Here is a 15207-nt window from a genome sequence, read left to right as displayed (position 1 = left end):
GTCGTTCGTCGTTCGTCGGCTCTCGTGGGGAGTTAGACCTCGAACGGTAAGTTTGGGAATTATTTTCGTGAACCTGCGATAATCCCATCCGTCTGTTCCGATCCTGAGTCCGGACGCGGACCAAGGATGCGATTCAACTCGTCGGAACTAACGGTCTCCTCCTGCAGAAGCGCATCAACGAGCCGATCCAGCTTCTCCCTGGAATCGGTCAAGCAACGGCGGACGCCTTCGTGGCCCTCCTCGAGCAGACGCGCGACCTCCTGGTCTATTCGGGCCGCGGTCGCTTCGCTGTAATCGCGTCCCTGCGAGATCTCGTATCCCAGGAAAGGCTGCTGCTCGTCGGTCTTGAAAGCCGCGAGTCCGAGCTTGCTCATCCCCCAACGGGTCACCATGCGGCGGGCCAAACGCGTGGCTTCCACCAGGTCATTCTCCGCGCCGGTGGTTACCTCGCCGAAGACGATCTCCTCCGCAGTGCGTCCGCCGAGCATCACTGCCAGCCGCGCCTTCAGATAGGAGAGGCTCAGGTTATGGCGGTCTTCGCCCGGGACCTGCTCCGTCATCCCAAGAGCCTGTCCGTGGGGTATGATTGTCACCTTGTGCACCGGATCCGCAGCCGGAGTCAGCCACGCAACTACCACGTGTCCACACTCGTGATAGGCAATCACGCGTCGTTCGCCGGGATTCACCAGTTGCGGATGAGCCGCACCCATCCGGACCTGGTCCTGACTCTCTTCAAAATCCGCCATCGTAACAGCGTTATGGTCGTGTCTGGCCGCGGCAAGCGCCGCCTCGTTGCAAAGGTTCGCCAAGTCCGCCCCGCTCATGCCTATGGTGCTGCGCGCGAGAGTGGACAGATCCACATCGTCGGAGAGTCGGAGCTTGCCTGTGTGGATGCGCAGGATACCTTCGCGGCCTATTTTGTCGGGAAGACTAATCACCACCTGACGATCGAAACGTCCCGGCCGCAGCAGCGCTGGATCGAGAACGTCCGGCCGATTGGTCGCCGCGAGAACGATGACCTCGAGCCGCTCGTCAAAACCGTCGAGTTCGCCCAAAAGCTGGTTGAGCGTCTGTTCGCGTTCGTCGTTGACTGCCCCCAGGCCGGCGCCGCGTCGCCGTCCGACCGCATCCAACTCGTCGATGAACACGATCGCCGGCGCCGCCTCCTTGGCTTGCCGGAACAAGTCTCGTACACGGCTCGCTCCTACGCCGACGAACATCTCGACGAACTCGGATGCATTGAGGCTGAAAAACGGGACCCCAGCCTCGCCTGCTACGGCGCGTGCCATAAGAGTCTTGCCGGTTCCCGGCGCTCCGACCAGCAGCACACCTCTGGGAATTCGTGCCCCCAGGTCGTGGTACTTTTGGGGGTGCCTCAGGAAATCGACCTCCTCCTGAAGCTCGGACTTGGCCTCGTCCGCCCCTGCCACGTCATTGAAAGTCACCTTTGGCTGCTCGCTACTGTAGCGCTGGGCCCTCATGCGCCCAAACCCGAACAAACCCGATTGACTACGTGCGGCTCGGTTGCTCATCCACCAGAAGAACCCGAGCAGAAGTATCAGCGGCCCCCATGTAACCAGCATCTCGACGAACCACGGAAGTGAAGACGACGACACGTCTACGACGACATGGTGCGCTATGAGCAGAGGCATCATGCCGGGGTCGGTGACGGTCGCGGGAAAGGTCGTGCTGAATTCGCTGTATGCAGTGGGGGCTTGTGGCGCTGCGCTTGGGCTTATGCTCGGTGGCGATGCAGAAGGCGGCTGCGCGGGTTTCGACGATGGTTCTGTCGGAGATTCGACCGGTGGCCAAACGATCTGTTTTACAAATTCCCCCTTGATCACGTCTCCCGTGATGTGAACCCGGGAGACGTTGTTCTCCCGCACCTGCGCGAGAAACAAGGAATAGGGGATAGGAGCCTTGGACTGCGACCATGGCCACATGCCGGCGACGTACCAGATCAGCACCGCCAGGGACATCAGCCACCAGAACAGGACGCCGCGCGGGAGCGGCGGCTGCCCCGTCCCCGTCATTCTCTTTTGTGGCTTCCCTTCCTGCTGCGCCATTTGCCGCATCCTTCGCCCCTTGCAACGTTCCACAAAAACCAGGCCGAGCGGCGCCCGCAGGTGCCTACGAGAAACCGTCGAACCTCTCGGCGAATTTATCCGCCAGGATCGCGCTCGACGGAAACTCGCACATCACGTAGACCTCGAGTTCTTTGTGCCCGCGCTTCAGACGGAAGTCAAATGGGAGAACCTCGACGAAACGGTGGGATGCCCGCGCGCTCGCGAGTATCCCACCCTGTTGTGCGCTTACTGCACCGGCGCCAGTTCAATGCGCCGGTTCTGCCCGCGACCCTCAGCAGTGTCGCTCGCAAACGCGAGGTCAAGCAAGCCCAAGCGCGAAAGGACCGCGGCGTCGCGAGGCCGCGGTCCTCGTGAGAATCAGCCCTTGGGCGCAGGCGGCTGAGCCTCGGGGCCCGGACCATTCCATTGGCGATAGCGCCAACCCTCCGGAGGCCCGTAGTAGCCGCCGCCGGGACCATAACCCGAGTAAGGCGGCGGAGGTGGGCCATAGGGCATCACGCGCGGCCCTTCGCAGTCTCGCGTTCCCATCATCGGCGGCGGGTGGTGATGCCGGTGATGGCCGGCTATCAAGATCGACAGCGCCACCAGGACGAGCGCCGCAATCAAGCCGCCTCGCCACCATCGATTTTCCCGCTGCGCCACGAACTCGAGGCTTTCGATGCGTCGCTCGAGCCGGCCCAGCGCGTCGTCATTCTGACTCGGGGTACTGGTTGATTCTTCGGGCACGTACTTCTTGCTCCTTGTCGAACAATAATGATAAACGCGAGTCGCTCTCTATGTAAGACGCCAGCAGTTCACCGCGGTTTCGCGCCACCTCGCTCGCAGCGACCCGGCTCCCTCCGTCATCCCGACCGAAGCGGAGGGACCCCGGGTCTTTTTCCGTCTCACTCCGAACTAAGTTCGCCTCCGTCAGCGCCACGCGGCGCGCACCGCTTGGTCCGCGAGGCGCATCGGCGTAATCTCTCTCCCTTGGCGGAGGCCCTCAGCTCATATGGATAAATCACACGATTCCTCGTCTTGGCGTCGTGGGTTCGAATCGTGCTCCGAGTCCCCGAGCTCCGACGACACTGGCTGAGCTCCCGCATTTCCGGTAGTACCTGTGAACGATCCGGAATCTCATGGAGTATGAAATCGGCGGTCGAGTCAGAATTTTTCCATGGCTGAGCAGTTTAAGACGAAATGCAAAAAGCGTCGATTCTAGCGAAGTTATTTTCTGCAATTGGTTCCAACGATTTGCCCGCTGCCCACTCGATAGCGCTCGAGATGGCGCGCGCCGAGGCTAACAACGGGCACCACGCTGTTGCCAAACTGCTGCAAGGCTCTCTACAACCCAACGGCAACGGCGGCCGGATTTGGCATACGCAGTCGGGCGAAACCATGCAGGTTGGTGGCATCATCAATGCTTTGATCGCAGTAACCAATTTGGAACCAATCGAGCGAGTGGTGCTCACCACCCATGCGCGTCGCGAACTTGATGATGTGGTGCGCGAATGGAAGGCTCGCAAAGCGCTGGAAAGGAAGGGTATTCGACGGCGAAACAAGCTCCTGTTTTACGGTCCGCCGGGCTGCGGAAAAAGTCTAACGGCGAGAGCGCTCGGTCGGGAACTCGCGCTCCCTGTTTACACGCTGCGGTTTGATGCAATCGTCGGCGCGTTTCTGGGGCAGACAGCACAGAGGCTGCGGCAGCTATTCGAGTTCGCATCGTTCACGGCATGTGTGCTCTTAATCGATGAAATCGACGCGCTCGGCAAACGTCGGGGTAACCCCATGGACGTGGGAGAATTGGATCGAATAGTCATTTCGCTAATGCAAGAGTTGGAGCATTCAGAACCGAAAGGGCTCTTAGTTGCTGCGTCGAACTTGGCTGGAAGTCTCGACGAAGCGCTATGGCGCCGATTTGACTTGGTCGTCGAGTTTCCCAAACCAGGACGTACGCAGCTCACATCGTTCGCCTTGTCTCATGCTCGTGACCGAGGTGTTGCTCCATCGCCAACACTCCGTAGGGCTATAGCAGCGTCATCGACCTTTGCCGACGCTGTCAGGGCGATTGAAAACGAGCAGAGAACCGTGGTTATTTCTGCGAGTTGAAACGTGCCTAAAGGTCAGGACGCACCCGCTCCGCGAACTTTCTTTCTCAACGAGCAGCATGAACTCGCCCATGGAGAAAGCGCTGGCGGCGGTGCCTTGCCGAAACTGGCATCCGTAGATTGGGGCGCAAAAGGCCGCCGAATCAACAAGTCCCTAAGCGAAGCGCGCCACGCGGTTGAGGCTTCACGTGACCCTTTGAAGCGCCGTCGCTACTTTTTGCTTGCAAAGCCCGTCGAGGCCGTCGCGAAGCTCAGCCAGAACAAGACGAAGGCCCCAGACGGAACGTACAGCGAACTGACGCACTATGGTGGTGAACACTCGTTAGTTTTTAGACGTCTCGGACTCGACCTCATTTCCGTCCATGACAATGGATCTGCCACCGTTCATGCGCCCACCGACCGTATGGAACGGCTACTTGCGACCACTCGATCGCTTGCCGATGAAGGGCTGCGAGAACAGGCGCGATGGGCGACAATCGATGCGTTTTCTACCATACCGCCAGGTCTTCGAGTGGATGAGATCTGGTTGAAGAGCCTATCGCCTGCGCTACCGACAGACGTAGTAGTCGAGTTTCAGCCGATGCTCACCCGAACCGAGATTGAAGACGTTATGCGGGCATTGGCAAGCGTGCTTAGCCAAGCGAATCGGGAGGCGTTCACCGGGAGTGGAAACGATTTCTCAGGTCGTCACTGGCTGCGAGGCCAAGTCGCACGAAGGTCTCTGCAATCGATGGCAAGCGATTTTTTCTCTGTCCAATCGCTACACCCTCCACTCTCTACTCCGATCGCGGTTTCCTCGGGTCCTCGTTCGAGAACGAGAGGACAAACTGTTCAGAAAAAGAGTGGCGGTCAAGTTGACTCTAAACGAATGCCGTGTGTGGCTGTCGTCGACACTGGAGTGCCCACTGCTCATAAGATTTTGACGCCTTATCGCAGGCCTGGCGGATATCAGAGCCCGAATTCTCCCTCGCCGCATTTGGGCGATCACGGTTCTTTCGTGGCCTCACGAGTAGTTTTTGGCGACGTAGACTGCAGCGATGGTAACTTCCCAGATGATCAAGGAAACTGCGGCTTCTTAGACGTAATGGTGGCCGAAAGCGTTGATCGGATATTCGACAAAGATATCCTTCCTGCTCTTGAAGCCGTTATCGCCACGTCACCTGACGTCCGAGTATTCAATTTGAGTCTGGGCGATTTCACGCCCCTCCAGTCTTTCAACGACGTTGAACGCCGGGAGAAGCTTCTTCTCCTCCAAGACTTGGACAATTTCGTATTCGCGAGGGACGTGCTGGTAGTTGTGGCGGCGGGAAATACAAGACCAGGACTCATACCGTCGGTCCCATACCCAAACAATTATCAAGATCCGAACTGGGCTCTCGGTAGCTGGGCGACTGGATTCAATACTCTCACATGCGGTTCGACCGTTGAAAGGCTTTCTCCGGACGGCCTGGTCAAGGAGGTAGGATGGCCAAGCCCTTTTACGCGAGTCGGACCAGGAATATGTGACGCCCCGATACCTGGATTTTCGGCTCACGGCGGCAACACAACAGAGAGTTATCAAGCGAAGCCATTTCTTGGAGTCTGGGGCTGCACGGCGGATGCGCTATGGGAAGACAGATGCGGCACTTCACATGCTGCTCCGCTTGTTGCCCGTGAGGCCGCGTTCGCACTTCAAGAGCTACAAAACTTCTGTCCTTCGGGTGCTCGTCCCTTTGCAGCGACTGCGAAGGCATTTTTGGCACTAACAGCTGTCAAGAGATCGTATCCTCCTCAAGTGAAGCAGCTAGTAGAGCGCACGCTTGGGCGAGGAACGCCTAACGCGGCAAGATTGCAACGACCCACCACCCAGACCGCCGTGATGATCTGGCAGGGAGTTCTGAATAATGTCGGCGACATAGCTAGAGTTCAGGTGCCCATTCCGCGCGAGTGGCTCAAGACTGCAACCGCTCCGCGCCTGAGGGTTTTGTGCGCTTGGGATTCACCGGTCCACGAAGCCGTTCACGACCTTTGGGCCTGCAGACAGGTTACAATTCATCTAAAGCCTACTGCAGCCTCTAAAGCCATTCGTGGTTCACAATCTCATCACCGCAGCTACCCAATGATTGACCGGACGTACGATCTCGATCTGAAACGATTTACCGAAAGGGGAATTAGTTTTGATAGCGATACCGCCATTCTCGAATTGTCGTATTCTCAAACGGCAGACTATCATCCAGCCATTTCATTCAGTCCCCAACAGAAGATCGGCCTGAGCCTTGAACTCTTTGATGAGTTCGAATCACCATCGAGTCCTCAAGCCTATGTGCAAGCATTGCCAATGGCGAAGACAATGACCAGACTCAGTATCCAGTCCGTTCCACTTGCTACTCCGGTACTGATTCGGCAGTGAATCGTTCTCTACGAATCGTTTCTCGAAATGAACGACAAATGACGGTGATTACCGCAATGCCGGCTCGACCAAATTGCACGAGTAGGTCTTGATCACCAGCCAGACCTCCTTCCCATCTTCGATTCCCAACGCATCGATCGCCCCCGGCGTCAGATGAACCTCGAACGTCGCGCCTCCCGCATCGACCATCACGATCACCGTCACGCCTTGACGGCGCATCGATTCGACTCGTCCCGGAAAAGCGTTGCGCGCACTTAGACCGTGCGGATGCTCGCCCGCTACGATGATATCGCCGGCGCGAATCGCGATTCGCACCCGCGCTCCCGCTTCCGCGCGGCCGAGCGGCACTTCCAGTCGAGTCGCGCTCCCGTCCAACTGACACAGCATCGTGCCCTGAGTCTCCGCGATCGATCTCACCGTCGCGTCGAAAACATTTTCGAAGCCGACTACCTGCGCGATCGTTTCATGGCGCGGCGTCGTGAGCACGTCTTGCGGCATCCCCTGGGCGAGGATGCGCCCCGCTTCGAGCACTAACACCCGCTCGCCGAGCGCGAATGCCTCCTCGGGCGAATGCGTGACGTACAGGATTGGAATTTCGCGGGCCGCATTCCAGGCGCGCAGGTCATCGAGAATCTTCGACCGGGTCGCGTTGTCCAGCGCGACCAGCGGCTCGTCGAGCAGGATCGCCGCCGGATTCGTCACGAGCGATCGCGCCAGCGCCACGCGTTGGCGCTCGCCGCCGGAAATCTCGCCGGGCTTGCGCGCGATCAGATGCGCGATTCGAAACGACTCGAGCATCGTCATCATTCGCGCGTGGCGCTCCGCGGCCGGCGCCTTCGCGATCCCGTATTGGACGTTTTGCGCGACCGTCAGATGGGGAAACAGCGCGAGATTTTGAAACACGTATCCCAATCGACGCTCCGCCACCGGCATGTCGATGCGCGCAGCCGAATCGAAGAGCACTCGCGCACCGAGAGATATCCGCCCGGCATCCGGCCGCGCCAACCCCGCAATGCAATTCAGGATGGTCGTCTTTCCGCCGCCCGACGGCCCAAGGATCATCGTGAAGCCGGCCGACGCCTCGAACTCGGCCTCGAGCGCGAAGCTGTTCGAGAGCCGATACGCGATGCGGACCGACAGACGCCCGTCGCGTATCGCACTGTTGCCCGATGCCATCGTTTCGCCACCGCCCGCTAGCGATGCATCGGCCAGACCGCCCAGATTCGGCGGTTGAGCGAATACGTGATCGACAGCGTGACGAACGAAAACGCCATCAGGATAAGCGCCATGTGATTGGCGCCGGCGTAGTCGAGCGCCTGCACATGATCGTAAATCGCGATCGAAACCGTGCGCGTCACGCCCGGGATGTTGCCGCCCACCATCAGCACCACGCCGAACTCGCCGAGCGTGTGCGCGAAGCTCAGCACGAAGCCGGTGACCACCCCGCCGATCGAAAGCGGGAGCACGACGCGAAGGAAAGTGCGAATCCGCGAGGCGCCGAGTATCGACGACGCGCTGATCAAGTTGCGATCCACCTGTGAGAACGCCGCCGCCATCGGCTGGACCGCAAAGGGCAGGCTGTAGATGACCGACGCGATCGCCAGACCTTCGAATGTGAACGGCAATCCGTGCCCCGTTAAAGATTGATACCAGCGGCCGATCGGACTGTTCGAACCCATCGCGACCAGCACATAAAAACCGAGCACGGTCGGCGGAAGCACCAGAGGCAGCGCGACGATGGATTCGACGAAAAATTTCCATCGCCAGCGCGTGAAGCTGAGCCACAACGCGATGGGCGTCCCGACCACCAGCAAAATTGCGCAAACGACCAGCGCGAGCCGCAGGCTGAGGAAAATCGCGCTCCAATCCATCGGAGGTCAGCGCGGCGCGGCCACTTTGCTTTCGTTGTGCCCCACGGCTACGTCCTTCGGAACCGAGAAACCATATCGCTCCATCAGAGCTACCGTCCCGGGCTCCTTGAGGAATTTCAGAAACTGGGCTGCCAGTTCCTTGTTGCGCGATGATTTCAGAATCACGCCGGCTTGGATGATCGGCGGATAGTCCGTCGCCCGGATTTCGACGTATCGTCCGGCGTTCTTCATCGCCGGCGCGAGCGCGAGCGAGAGCGCGAGGATGCCGACGTCGGCGTTGCCGGATTGAACAAACTGGGCGGTCTGCGAGATATTTTCGCCGAGCACGAGCTTGCTTTTGATCTTGTCATAGACCGCCGCGTGGCGCATCGCCGCAACCGCCGCGATCCCGTACGGCGCATGCTGCGGGTTGGCGATCGCGATCTTTCGGATGCCCGGATCGAGGATCGCCGCAAGACCGCGGCTTAAATCGAGCTTCGACGCGTTGGGAACCCACATCACGATTTTTCCGCTCGCATATTCGTAGATAGTGCCGGGTTCAGCCAGGCCCGCCGCTTCGAGCTTTTCCGGATAGCCAACGTCGGCGGAAAAGAACAGATCAAACGGCGCGCCATTTTGAATCTGGGCGAAAAAATTCCCGGATGAACCATAGGTGAGCTCAATCTTGCTCCCGGTTTGCTTCTCAAATTGGGAGGCAACGTCCTTGAACGCGAACGTCAGGTCCGACGCCGCGGCGACTTTGATTTCCGCGGCGCCCGCCCCGGCAGGGAGCCGCATACAAAGAATAGTTGCGAGAGCGAAAAGCGCCCGCAAAACGACTTTCGCGTGCTTGCCATCAAGGATTAGATTCACGAATCGCCTCCAGTTTCCCGATTTCCCAGGCATGCTGTTCGCCATAATACTTGTCATCACCGCTTGAATAATGGCACACCTCCGGACGGTCGCACAGTGGCGGCGGCGGTTTCACCGGGGCCGGGCGAGCATTGATTCGTGCTGGTTCTCATCGTTAAGTAGGGAAAGGACACAAATGGACAAGATGAACAAAATTGCGACATTTGGCGCCGGATGCTTCTGGGGCGTGGAATCGGCTTTTCGCGCGGTCAAGGGCGTCGTCGATGCGGTCGTAGGATACGCGGGCGGCACCGTTCCAAAGCCCGACTATCGAGCGGTTTGCACCGGCAAGACGGGACACGCCGAAGTCGTGCAGGTGGAGTACGACCCGGCGCGGGTATCGTACGAGCAACTGTTGGAAGTTTTCTGGCAGATTCACGACCCCAGCACGCTCAACCGGCAAGGACCCGACGTCGGCACTCAATACCGCTCAATAATTTTTTATTCCGATGACCACGAGCGGGCGGCCGCCGAGGAATCGAAACGCCGGCTCGAAGAATCCGGCAAACTCGCGCGCCCGATTGTCACGCAGATCGTGCCTGCCACGGAGTTTTACCGCGCCGAGGATCATCATCAGCGCTATTACGAGCGCAGGGGTATCGCGCCGAGTTGCGCAATACACGCAAGGTGACAGCGGTGATCAAAGCGACCGAGGTGATGATTCAGAAGGATTAGCGGACGCTGCGGGGCAGCGAGCCAATGACCAGTCGTACGATTGACCCAAACCGCGACTCTCAGGAAATCGAACTCAGTGTGGTCATTCCTTGTCTGAACGAAGCTGACACCCTGGCCGACTGCGTTAGGACGGCGCAAACCGCCATCCGGGAGAATCGTATCGCAGGTGAAGTCATCGTTGCGGACAACGGCAGCGACGATGGGTCGGTTGAAATCGCCGTCAAGCTGGGGGCGCGTCTGGTCCACGTTCCCGCGAAAGGATATGGCAGTGCTTTGATGGGAGGTATCGCTGCCGCTCGCGGCGAATTCATCATCATGGGTGACGCCGACGGCAGCTATGATTTTCTGGAAATTCCCCGATTCCTGGAAAAGTTGCGCGAAGGGTACGACCTGGTACAGGGATGCCGCCTGCCATCGGGGGGTGGCAAGGTTATGCCCGGAGCGATGCCGGTTCTGCACCGTTGGATCGGCAATCCGATTTTCTCGCTGATGGCGCAGCGATGGTTCAATTCTCCGATACAAGACATCTACTGCGGAATGCGTGGCTTCAAAAAGTCGCATTACGAGCGACTGGATCAGCGATGCACCGGTATGGAGTTCGCAACCGAGATGATCATTAAATCATCTCTGCTCGGCTGCAAGGCCGCTCAGGTGCCGATCACGCTTCATCCCGACGGTCGAAAACTGCGCGCGCCGCATCTGAATACTTTCCGCGACGGGTGGCGAACACTGCGCTTTTTCCTGCTCTGTACTCCGCGCCGACTGTTCCTGGTCCCAGGCGTAATACTTATCCTGCTCGGCATCCTTGCCTACGCTCTGGCACTGCCTGGAATGACCCTGCACGGAGTAAAATTCGACGCCCACACTCTCTTATTTGGAAGTCTCGCAATGCTGTGTGGCTATGAGTCGGTATTTTTCGCGGTTTTCGCCAAAACGCTCGCGATCAAACAGGGCCTATTACCGTCGGACATGCGGATCGAGCGCTTCTTCAATACCGTCAACCTTGAAGTGGGCCTCGTAATCGCCGCCTGCGCGATGATCTTTGGTCTGGGGCTACTCGTACTTGCAATCGAGCAATGGCGACTCGTGAACTATGGTTTGCTCGATTACGCCCGCACGATGCGGCTTGTGGTGCCGGGCGCCACCCTGGTTGCGTTGGGATTCCAGACCATTCTGTCGGCGTTCATGATCAGCTTTCTCGGCCTCGAGCATCGATGATGCCCGCGTCCGGATGATGTCGGTTGCGACACGGCCGCAAGGAGAACCATCTGACCAAAGATCCCGGCTCTCTACAGTCCGAATATTTCGACCAGGTCCAATATCGCGGCGCCTTTGATCCCGTCGTCAGTGCATACGCGGAGCCCAAGATCGAGTTCATCAAGCGCTATGCGCCGATCGAGGGAAATATACTCGACGTTGGCTGCGGCAACGGTATTTTCACGGCGCGCTTCGCCGCGGCAGGCGCTTCGGTGATTGGCGTCGATTTTTCCCCTCACCTGCTCGATCAGAATCCGCATCGCCGGTTGATCTGCGGCGACGCGACCGCCCTGCCATTTGGCGACGGCACGTTCGATATGGTCTTCGAAGCCAACGTGCTCCATCATGTACCGGCGCGCCAACGAGTTATCGGGGAGATGAAACGCGTAAGCCGCAAGTACGTCGTGCTGCTGGAGCCAAACCGCTACAATCCCTTGATGCTGGCCTTCTTCCTGTTGGTGCGGGCGGAGCGTGGCGGCCTCAAGTCATGTGCAAAGTCTCTGGAAGGGGATCTTCACCGATGCGGACTGCGAATCGTGAGCAGCCTCACCACCGGGATGATTTCGCAGAACAACACCCCCACCATGCTGATACCTTTGCTGCAAAGGTTCGACCGCCAAATATGGTGGGGGGAATACGTTGTCATCGTTGCCGAGAAGCTCGACTAATCGCATCGCACTCATTTTCAATCGAGCGGTTTGCGGCACAGAAGCTCGTATTGTCCGCCGATTGGCAGCGCCGACAAGTGCGGCTCCAGACCGCGCAGCCATCGAAGGAAGTGCGGGAAGATAAAGAGACAATCCGTCCTCAGGACCTCGAATCCCGCCGCTCTCACCAGCCGCCGCGATTGGGGCGGGCTGAGAGTAATCGCATCATGATCGAACGGAATACGGCTCATGACATAGCGAGTGCCCGGGTTCCACGGATTGTTCTCCCATAGCGCGAGCAATCCCCCCGGTCTTAGACAGCGATAAAGGTACTCGACTGCGGCTGCGCGATCGGGCGGCGGTATGTGATGTAACACGCCGTTACAGAAGACCAGATCGGCCCTGCCCCGAGCCTCATATTCGCCCGAACCATAGAACTGCGCCTTCAGCGACCCGAATGTATTCCGGGCGACTTCAAGCGATCTCCCCGAGGTGTCGATTCCCACCACCGAAGTTGCTCCAGCCAGTTCGATCAGAAATGGAACGTTCGAGCCCGTTCCGCATCCGAACTCGATCGTGCATCCGGCGGCAAATTGCATGCGATCGAGACATCTTCTAAGCCATTCAACCCGCCGTCGCGCGAAGTAGTTCTGATTTTCTCCGGTGGCGGCGAGCCCCAGCGCCAGAGCGCGATCATAGGAACCTGCATAGTCGTCGAAATTGGAGGTGTCGTTCGTGCGGTGATTCGTCATCTATTTGCTCGCGACCATTCACCGAGATCTATCGCCATGGCCAGGTTCCTCTTTCTCGTAGAGTAAGGCGGCAAAGATGCCGATCCTCCTATCGCGGAGAAAGGGGCCAAGCTGGCTACCTCCGTTCCGGCGTGCTGCATGGCCCCAATCTAACGGATTCGCGATGCGTCGGCGAGAATCCAGAATGTCGAGTGGCGTTTTCCTTGGCCGAATACGATGGCATATTAGGTGCTGCGGACAGGAACAGGTTGGCGATGGACAATCGCGCGAAAATCGATACCGCCGGGGAATCCGTCACGGTAACGACGCCTACCCCGGCCCATGACGGCCTCTTGGGTTTTGCGCACCGGTTCACCAGCTGGCTCCGCGATCCATCCTGGCTGACAGTCCAGCGCGTCACGTTTTATTCGGGCGTTATGCTGCTTGCATATCTGGCTGTGGCGATAGCTCAATTCTACCACTCTCATCACCTGATACTTGAGAGCGGCGCTTTGATTGGAGGCGATTTCGTAAATCCCTACGCGGCTTCGATCACGGCGCTCAAAGGCGACCCCGCCTCTGTTTACGACTTTCATTATCGCCAGCACCTGCACGAAGTTGCGCTGATGGGAGGGCAGGATCGTGGTGGATCCTTCATGTATCCGCCGATGTACCTTCTGATCGTGCTGCCGCTTTCGATGCTGCCATTCATCGCGTCGTGGATCGTGTTCGAGACCGTAACGCTGGCCGGCTATCTTGCCGTGCTCCGGCGCATCGCTCCCATCCCTGTCGGACTTTGGCTTGCGATCACATTTCCGGGGGTCATCATCAACTTCACGTGCGGGCAAAACGGCTTCCTGACCACCGCGCTGATCGGGGGCGGCTTGCTGCTTCTCGACCGATGGCCGCTGCTTGCGGGGTTCCTGCTTGGCTTGATGGCTTACAAGCCGCAATTCGCGATATTGATTCCGCTCGCACTGATCGTAGCTCGCCGATGGCGCGCACTTATTGCCACCGCCATCAGCGCGATTCTGTTCGCAGCGGCTTCGCTCGCCGTCTTTGGCGCACCAACCTGGCGCGCGTTTGTCGGCAGTATCGCGATCACACAGAAAATTGTCCTGGAACTGGGTGCGATCAATTTCTCCACCCTGCAAAGCATTTTTGGCGCAATCAGGATGTGGGGTGGCAGCGTCGATGTTGCGTATGTGTTTCAGGCGGTGGTTGCGATATACGCGGCGTCTGCGGTGGTTTGGGTTTGGCAAACCAGCCGCCCCTTCGCGCTCAAAGCCGCCACTCTGGCCGTTGGCTCCTTGATGGTTTCCCCATACGTCCTGCAATACGACCTGGTGTTGCTCGCGCTGCCGATAGCGTGGCTGGCAATGGAGGGTTTCGAGAAGGGGTTCTTGCCCTATGAGAAGGCCGTGCTTTCGGTCGCGTGGATTCTGCCCCGCGTCTCATTGCCTGTCAGTCAAAGTGCCAAAATCCCAATTGCCCCAATTGTGATCATCGCACTGATGACGGCGATCCTTCGGCGCGCCAGCCATCGCGAGCCCGCCGGTCTCCAGCAGCAAGCACTTCACCTCTCCCATTTCGAGACGCCTGCCCCATTGGTCCCGCCCGGTCTCGGGCAGTCGTCCTGAGTTCGTGTTGAGGCGGCCTCGCGGCGAGTGCGCTCTCAAATCATCGTCGTGCCGGCAGGTTCCTCGATCACTTTGTTTTCGAGCTTGCCGATTTTCTCGATCTCGATTCGGACCACGTCGCCCGCCCGGAGCCATTTGGGAGGATTCATCGCGGCAGCCACTCCGCCGGGCGTGCCCGTCGAAACGATCGTCCCCGGCAACAAGGTAAAAACCGTCGACAGCGTCTCGATCTGTGCGAAGCAATCGAAGATCAGATTCCTGGTATTCGAATGCTGGCGCTGTTCGCCGTTGACGAACGTGCGCAGGTCCAGCTTGTGCGGGTCGCCAATCTCGTCCGGCGTTACGATCCATGGGCCGACCGGCCCGTGCGTATCGAACGACTTGCCCAGCGTCATCGTCGGCGCGCGGCGCTGCCAATCGCGCACGCTCACGTCGTTTACGATCACGTAACCCGCGATTACCTCGTGCGCGCGATCGCGCGGCACGTGACGGCATCGCCGGCCGATCACGAACCCGAGTTCGCCTTCGTAATCCAACGCCGAGGACACGCGCGGGATATGAATCGGATCGTACGGTCCGGTCACACAGCTCGATTGTTTGTTGAAGAACATCGGAAATTCGGGACGCTTCATCTTCGTTTCTTCGACGTGGTCCGCGTAGTTGAGCCCGATGGCGAGAAACTCCGGGGGGCGCGCGATCGGCGCCTCGAGCTTGACGCTCGCCAGCGCAATCCGGTGGGCAGAATTCTTCGCCGCATCCGTCGCGCGCTCGGCCGCCTGCGGCCCCGCCACGATGAAGGCGGTCATGTCGCGCGGCAACTCGGGCGCCGCGGCCGCAAGGTCAACGATCGAGTCATCGACGACGACGCCAATCCGCGTCGCGCCGCCATGGGTGAATGTCGCAATTTTCATTTGACTCCAGCCGTTATTGCA

General features: G+C 59.0%; 13 protein-coding genes. 6 read left to right on the top strand and 7 right to left on the bottom strand.

Features of this window, described 5'->3' with window-relative positions; translation table 11 throughout:
* Positions 1-59 precede the first annotated feature (59 nt).
* Both ftsH and ABR989_RS04370 read right to left on the bottom strand, forming a co-directional pair.
* Positions 60-2066 carry an ATP-dependent zinc metalloprotease FtsH gene (gene ftsH, locus ABR989_RS04375; RefSeq protein WP_428125989.1) on the bottom strand — a complete coding sequence of 669 codons (2007 nt, stop codon included), beginning with the start codon at positions 2064-2066 and terminating at the stop codon, positions 60-62.
* A 378-nt stretch (positions 2067-2444) separates the two neighbouring features.
* Entirely contained in the window at positions 2445-2813 is a 369-nt protein-coding gene (locus ABR989_RS04370; protein WP_428125988.1) for a hypothetical protein, read from the bottom strand.
* A 453-nt stretch (positions 2814-3266) separates the two neighbouring features.
* On the opposite strand from ABR989_RS04370, the gene ABR989_RS04365 reads away from it, so the two are divergent.
* Together ABR989_RS04365 and ABR989_RS04360 are read left to right on the top strand one after the other, a co-directional pair.
* The gene (locus ABR989_RS04365; protein ID WP_428125987.1) at positions 3267-4175 is read left to right on the top strand and encodes an AAA family ATPase; all 909 of its coding nucleotides are present in this window, start codon (positions 3267-3269) and stop codon (positions 4173-4175) included.
* Positions 4176-4178: 3 nt separating this feature from the next.
* A complete protein-coding gene (locus tag ABR989_RS04360) occupies positions 4179-6563 on the top strand; it encodes a S8 family serine peptidase (RefSeq protein WP_428125985.1) in 2385 nt (794 codons plus the stop codon).
* A 48-nt stretch (positions 6564-6611) separates the two neighbouring features.
* Here the strand turns inward: ABR989_RS04360 and modC are convergent, their stop codons facing one another.
* The 3 genes from modC to modA are packed head-to-tail and all read right to left on the bottom strand — an operon-like array spanning position 6612 to position 9211.
* On the bottom strand, positions 6612-7739 hold the full coding sequence (gene modC / locus ABR989_RS04355; protein ID WP_428125984.1) for a molybdenum ABC transporter ATP-binding protein: 1128 nt from the start codon (positions 7737-7739) through the stop codon (positions 6612-6614).
* Between the two features lie 17 nt (positions 7740-7756).
* Complete coding sequence (modB, locus tag ABR989_RS04350; RefSeq protein WP_428125983.1) at positions 7757-8434, bottom strand: molybdate ABC transporter permease subunit; 678 nt, start codon at positions 8432-8434, stop codon at positions 7757-7759.
* A gap of 6 nt (positions 8435-8440) precedes the next feature.
* Complete coding sequence (gene modA, locus ABR989_RS04345; protein WP_428125982.1) at positions 8441-9211, bottom strand: molybdate ABC transporter substrate-binding protein; 771 nt, start codon at positions 9209-9211, stop codon at positions 8441-8443.
* Positions 9212-9461: 250 nt separating this feature from the next.
* Here modA and msrA point away from each other — a divergent pair, with 250 nt between their 5' ends.
* The 3 genes from msrA (at position 9462) to ABR989_RS04330 (ending at position 11925) form a co-directional block, all read left to right on the top strand.
* Positions 9462-9956, top strand: coding sequence for a peptide-methionine (S)-S-oxide reductase MsrA (gene msrA / locus ABR989_RS04340; protein WP_428125980.1), 495 nt, complete (start codon positions 9462-9464; stop codon positions 9954-9956).
* A gap of 68 nt (positions 9957-10024) precedes the next feature.
* Positions 10025-11218 carry a glycosyltransferase family 2 protein gene (locus ABR989_RS04335; protein ID WP_428125979.1) on the top strand — a complete coding sequence of 398 codons (1194 nt, stop codon included), beginning with the start codon at positions 10025-10027 and terminating at the stop codon, positions 11216-11218.
* A 23-nt stretch (positions 11219-11241) separates the two neighbouring features.
* The gene (locus tag ABR989_RS04330; RefSeq protein WP_428125978.1) at positions 11242-11925 is read left to right on the top strand and encodes a class I SAM-dependent methyltransferase; all 684 of its coding nucleotides are present in this window, start codon (positions 11242-11244) and stop codon (positions 11923-11925) included.
* A 17-nt stretch (positions 11926-11942) separates the two neighbouring features.
* Here the strand turns inward: ABR989_RS04330 and ABR989_RS04325 are convergent, their stop codons facing one another.
* A complete protein-coding gene (locus ABR989_RS04325; protein ID WP_428125977.1) occupies positions 11943-12656 on the bottom strand; it encodes a class I SAM-dependent methyltransferase in 714 nt (237 codons plus the stop codon).
* Between the two features lie 254 nt (positions 12657-12910).
* On the opposite strand from ABR989_RS04325, the gene ABR989_RS04320 reads away from it, so the two are divergent.
* Positions 12911-14275, top strand: coding sequence for a glycosyltransferase family 87 protein (locus ABR989_RS04320; protein WP_428125976.1), 1365 nt, complete (start codon positions 12911-12913; stop codon positions 14273-14275).
* A 35-nt stretch (positions 14276-14310) separates the two neighbouring features.
* On the opposite strand, the gene ABR989_RS04315 is transcribed toward ABR989_RS04320, so the two are convergent.
* Positions 14311-15186 carry a fumarylacetoacetate hydrolase family protein gene (locus ABR989_RS04315; RefSeq protein ID WP_428125974.1) on the bottom strand — a complete coding sequence of 292 codons (876 nt, stop codon included), beginning with the start codon at positions 15184-15186 and terminating at the stop codon, positions 14311-14313.
* Positions 15187-15207 lie beyond the last annotated feature (21 nt).

The sequence above is a fragment of the Binatus soli (SeqCode) genome, from assembly GCF_050015535.1.
Lineage (GTDB): Bacteria > Desulfobacterota > Binatia > Binatales > Binataceae > Binatus > Binatus soli.
The sequence above is the reverse complement of the archived record's forward strand: the minus strand, read 5'-3'. Positions and strand labels throughout refer to the sequence as shown.

What these genes read in the sequence shown, in the direction of transcription:
- msrA (WP_428125980.1), top strand. Translation starts at nt 9,462, where the DNA reads ATGGACAAGATGAACAAAATTGCGACATTTGGCGCCGGATGCTTCTGG.
- ABR989_RS04325 (WP_428125977.1), bottom strand. Translation starts at nt 12,656, where the DNA reads ATGACGAATCACCGCACGAACGACACCTCCAATTTCGACGACTATGCA.
- ABR989_RS04320 (WP_428125976.1), top strand. Translation starts at nt 12,911, where the DNA reads ATGGACAATCGCGCGAAAATCGATACCGCCGGGGAATCCGTCACGGTA.
- modC (WP_428125984.1), bottom strand. Translation starts at nt 7,739, where the DNA reads ATGGCATCGGGCAACAGTGCGATACGCGACGGGCGTCTGTCGGTCCGC.
- ftsH (WP_428125989.1), bottom strand. Translation starts at nt 2,066, where the DNA reads ATGGCGCAGCAGGAAGGGAAGCCACAAAAGAGAATGACGGGGACGGGG.
- ABR989_RS04315 (WP_428125974.1), bottom strand. Translation starts at nt 15,186, where the DNA reads ATGAAAATTGCGACATTCACCCATGGCGGCGCGACGCGGATTGGCGTC.
- modB (WP_428125983.1), bottom strand. Translation starts at nt 8,434, where the DNA reads ATGGATTGGAGCGCGATTTTCCTCAGCCTGCGGCTCGCGCTGGTCGTT.
- ABR989_RS04365 (WP_428125987.1), top strand. Translation starts at nt 3,267, where the DNA reads ATGCAAAAAGCGTCGATTCTAGCGAAGTTATTTTCTGCAATTGGTTCC.
- modA (WP_428125982.1), bottom strand. Translation starts at nt 9,211, where the DNA reads ATGCGGCTCCCTGCCGGGGCGGGCGCCGCGGAAATCAAAGTCGCCGCG.
- ABR989_RS04335 (WP_428125979.1), top strand. Translation starts at nt 10,025, where the DNA reads ATGACCAGTCGTACGATTGACCCAAACCGCGACTCTCAGGAAATCGAA.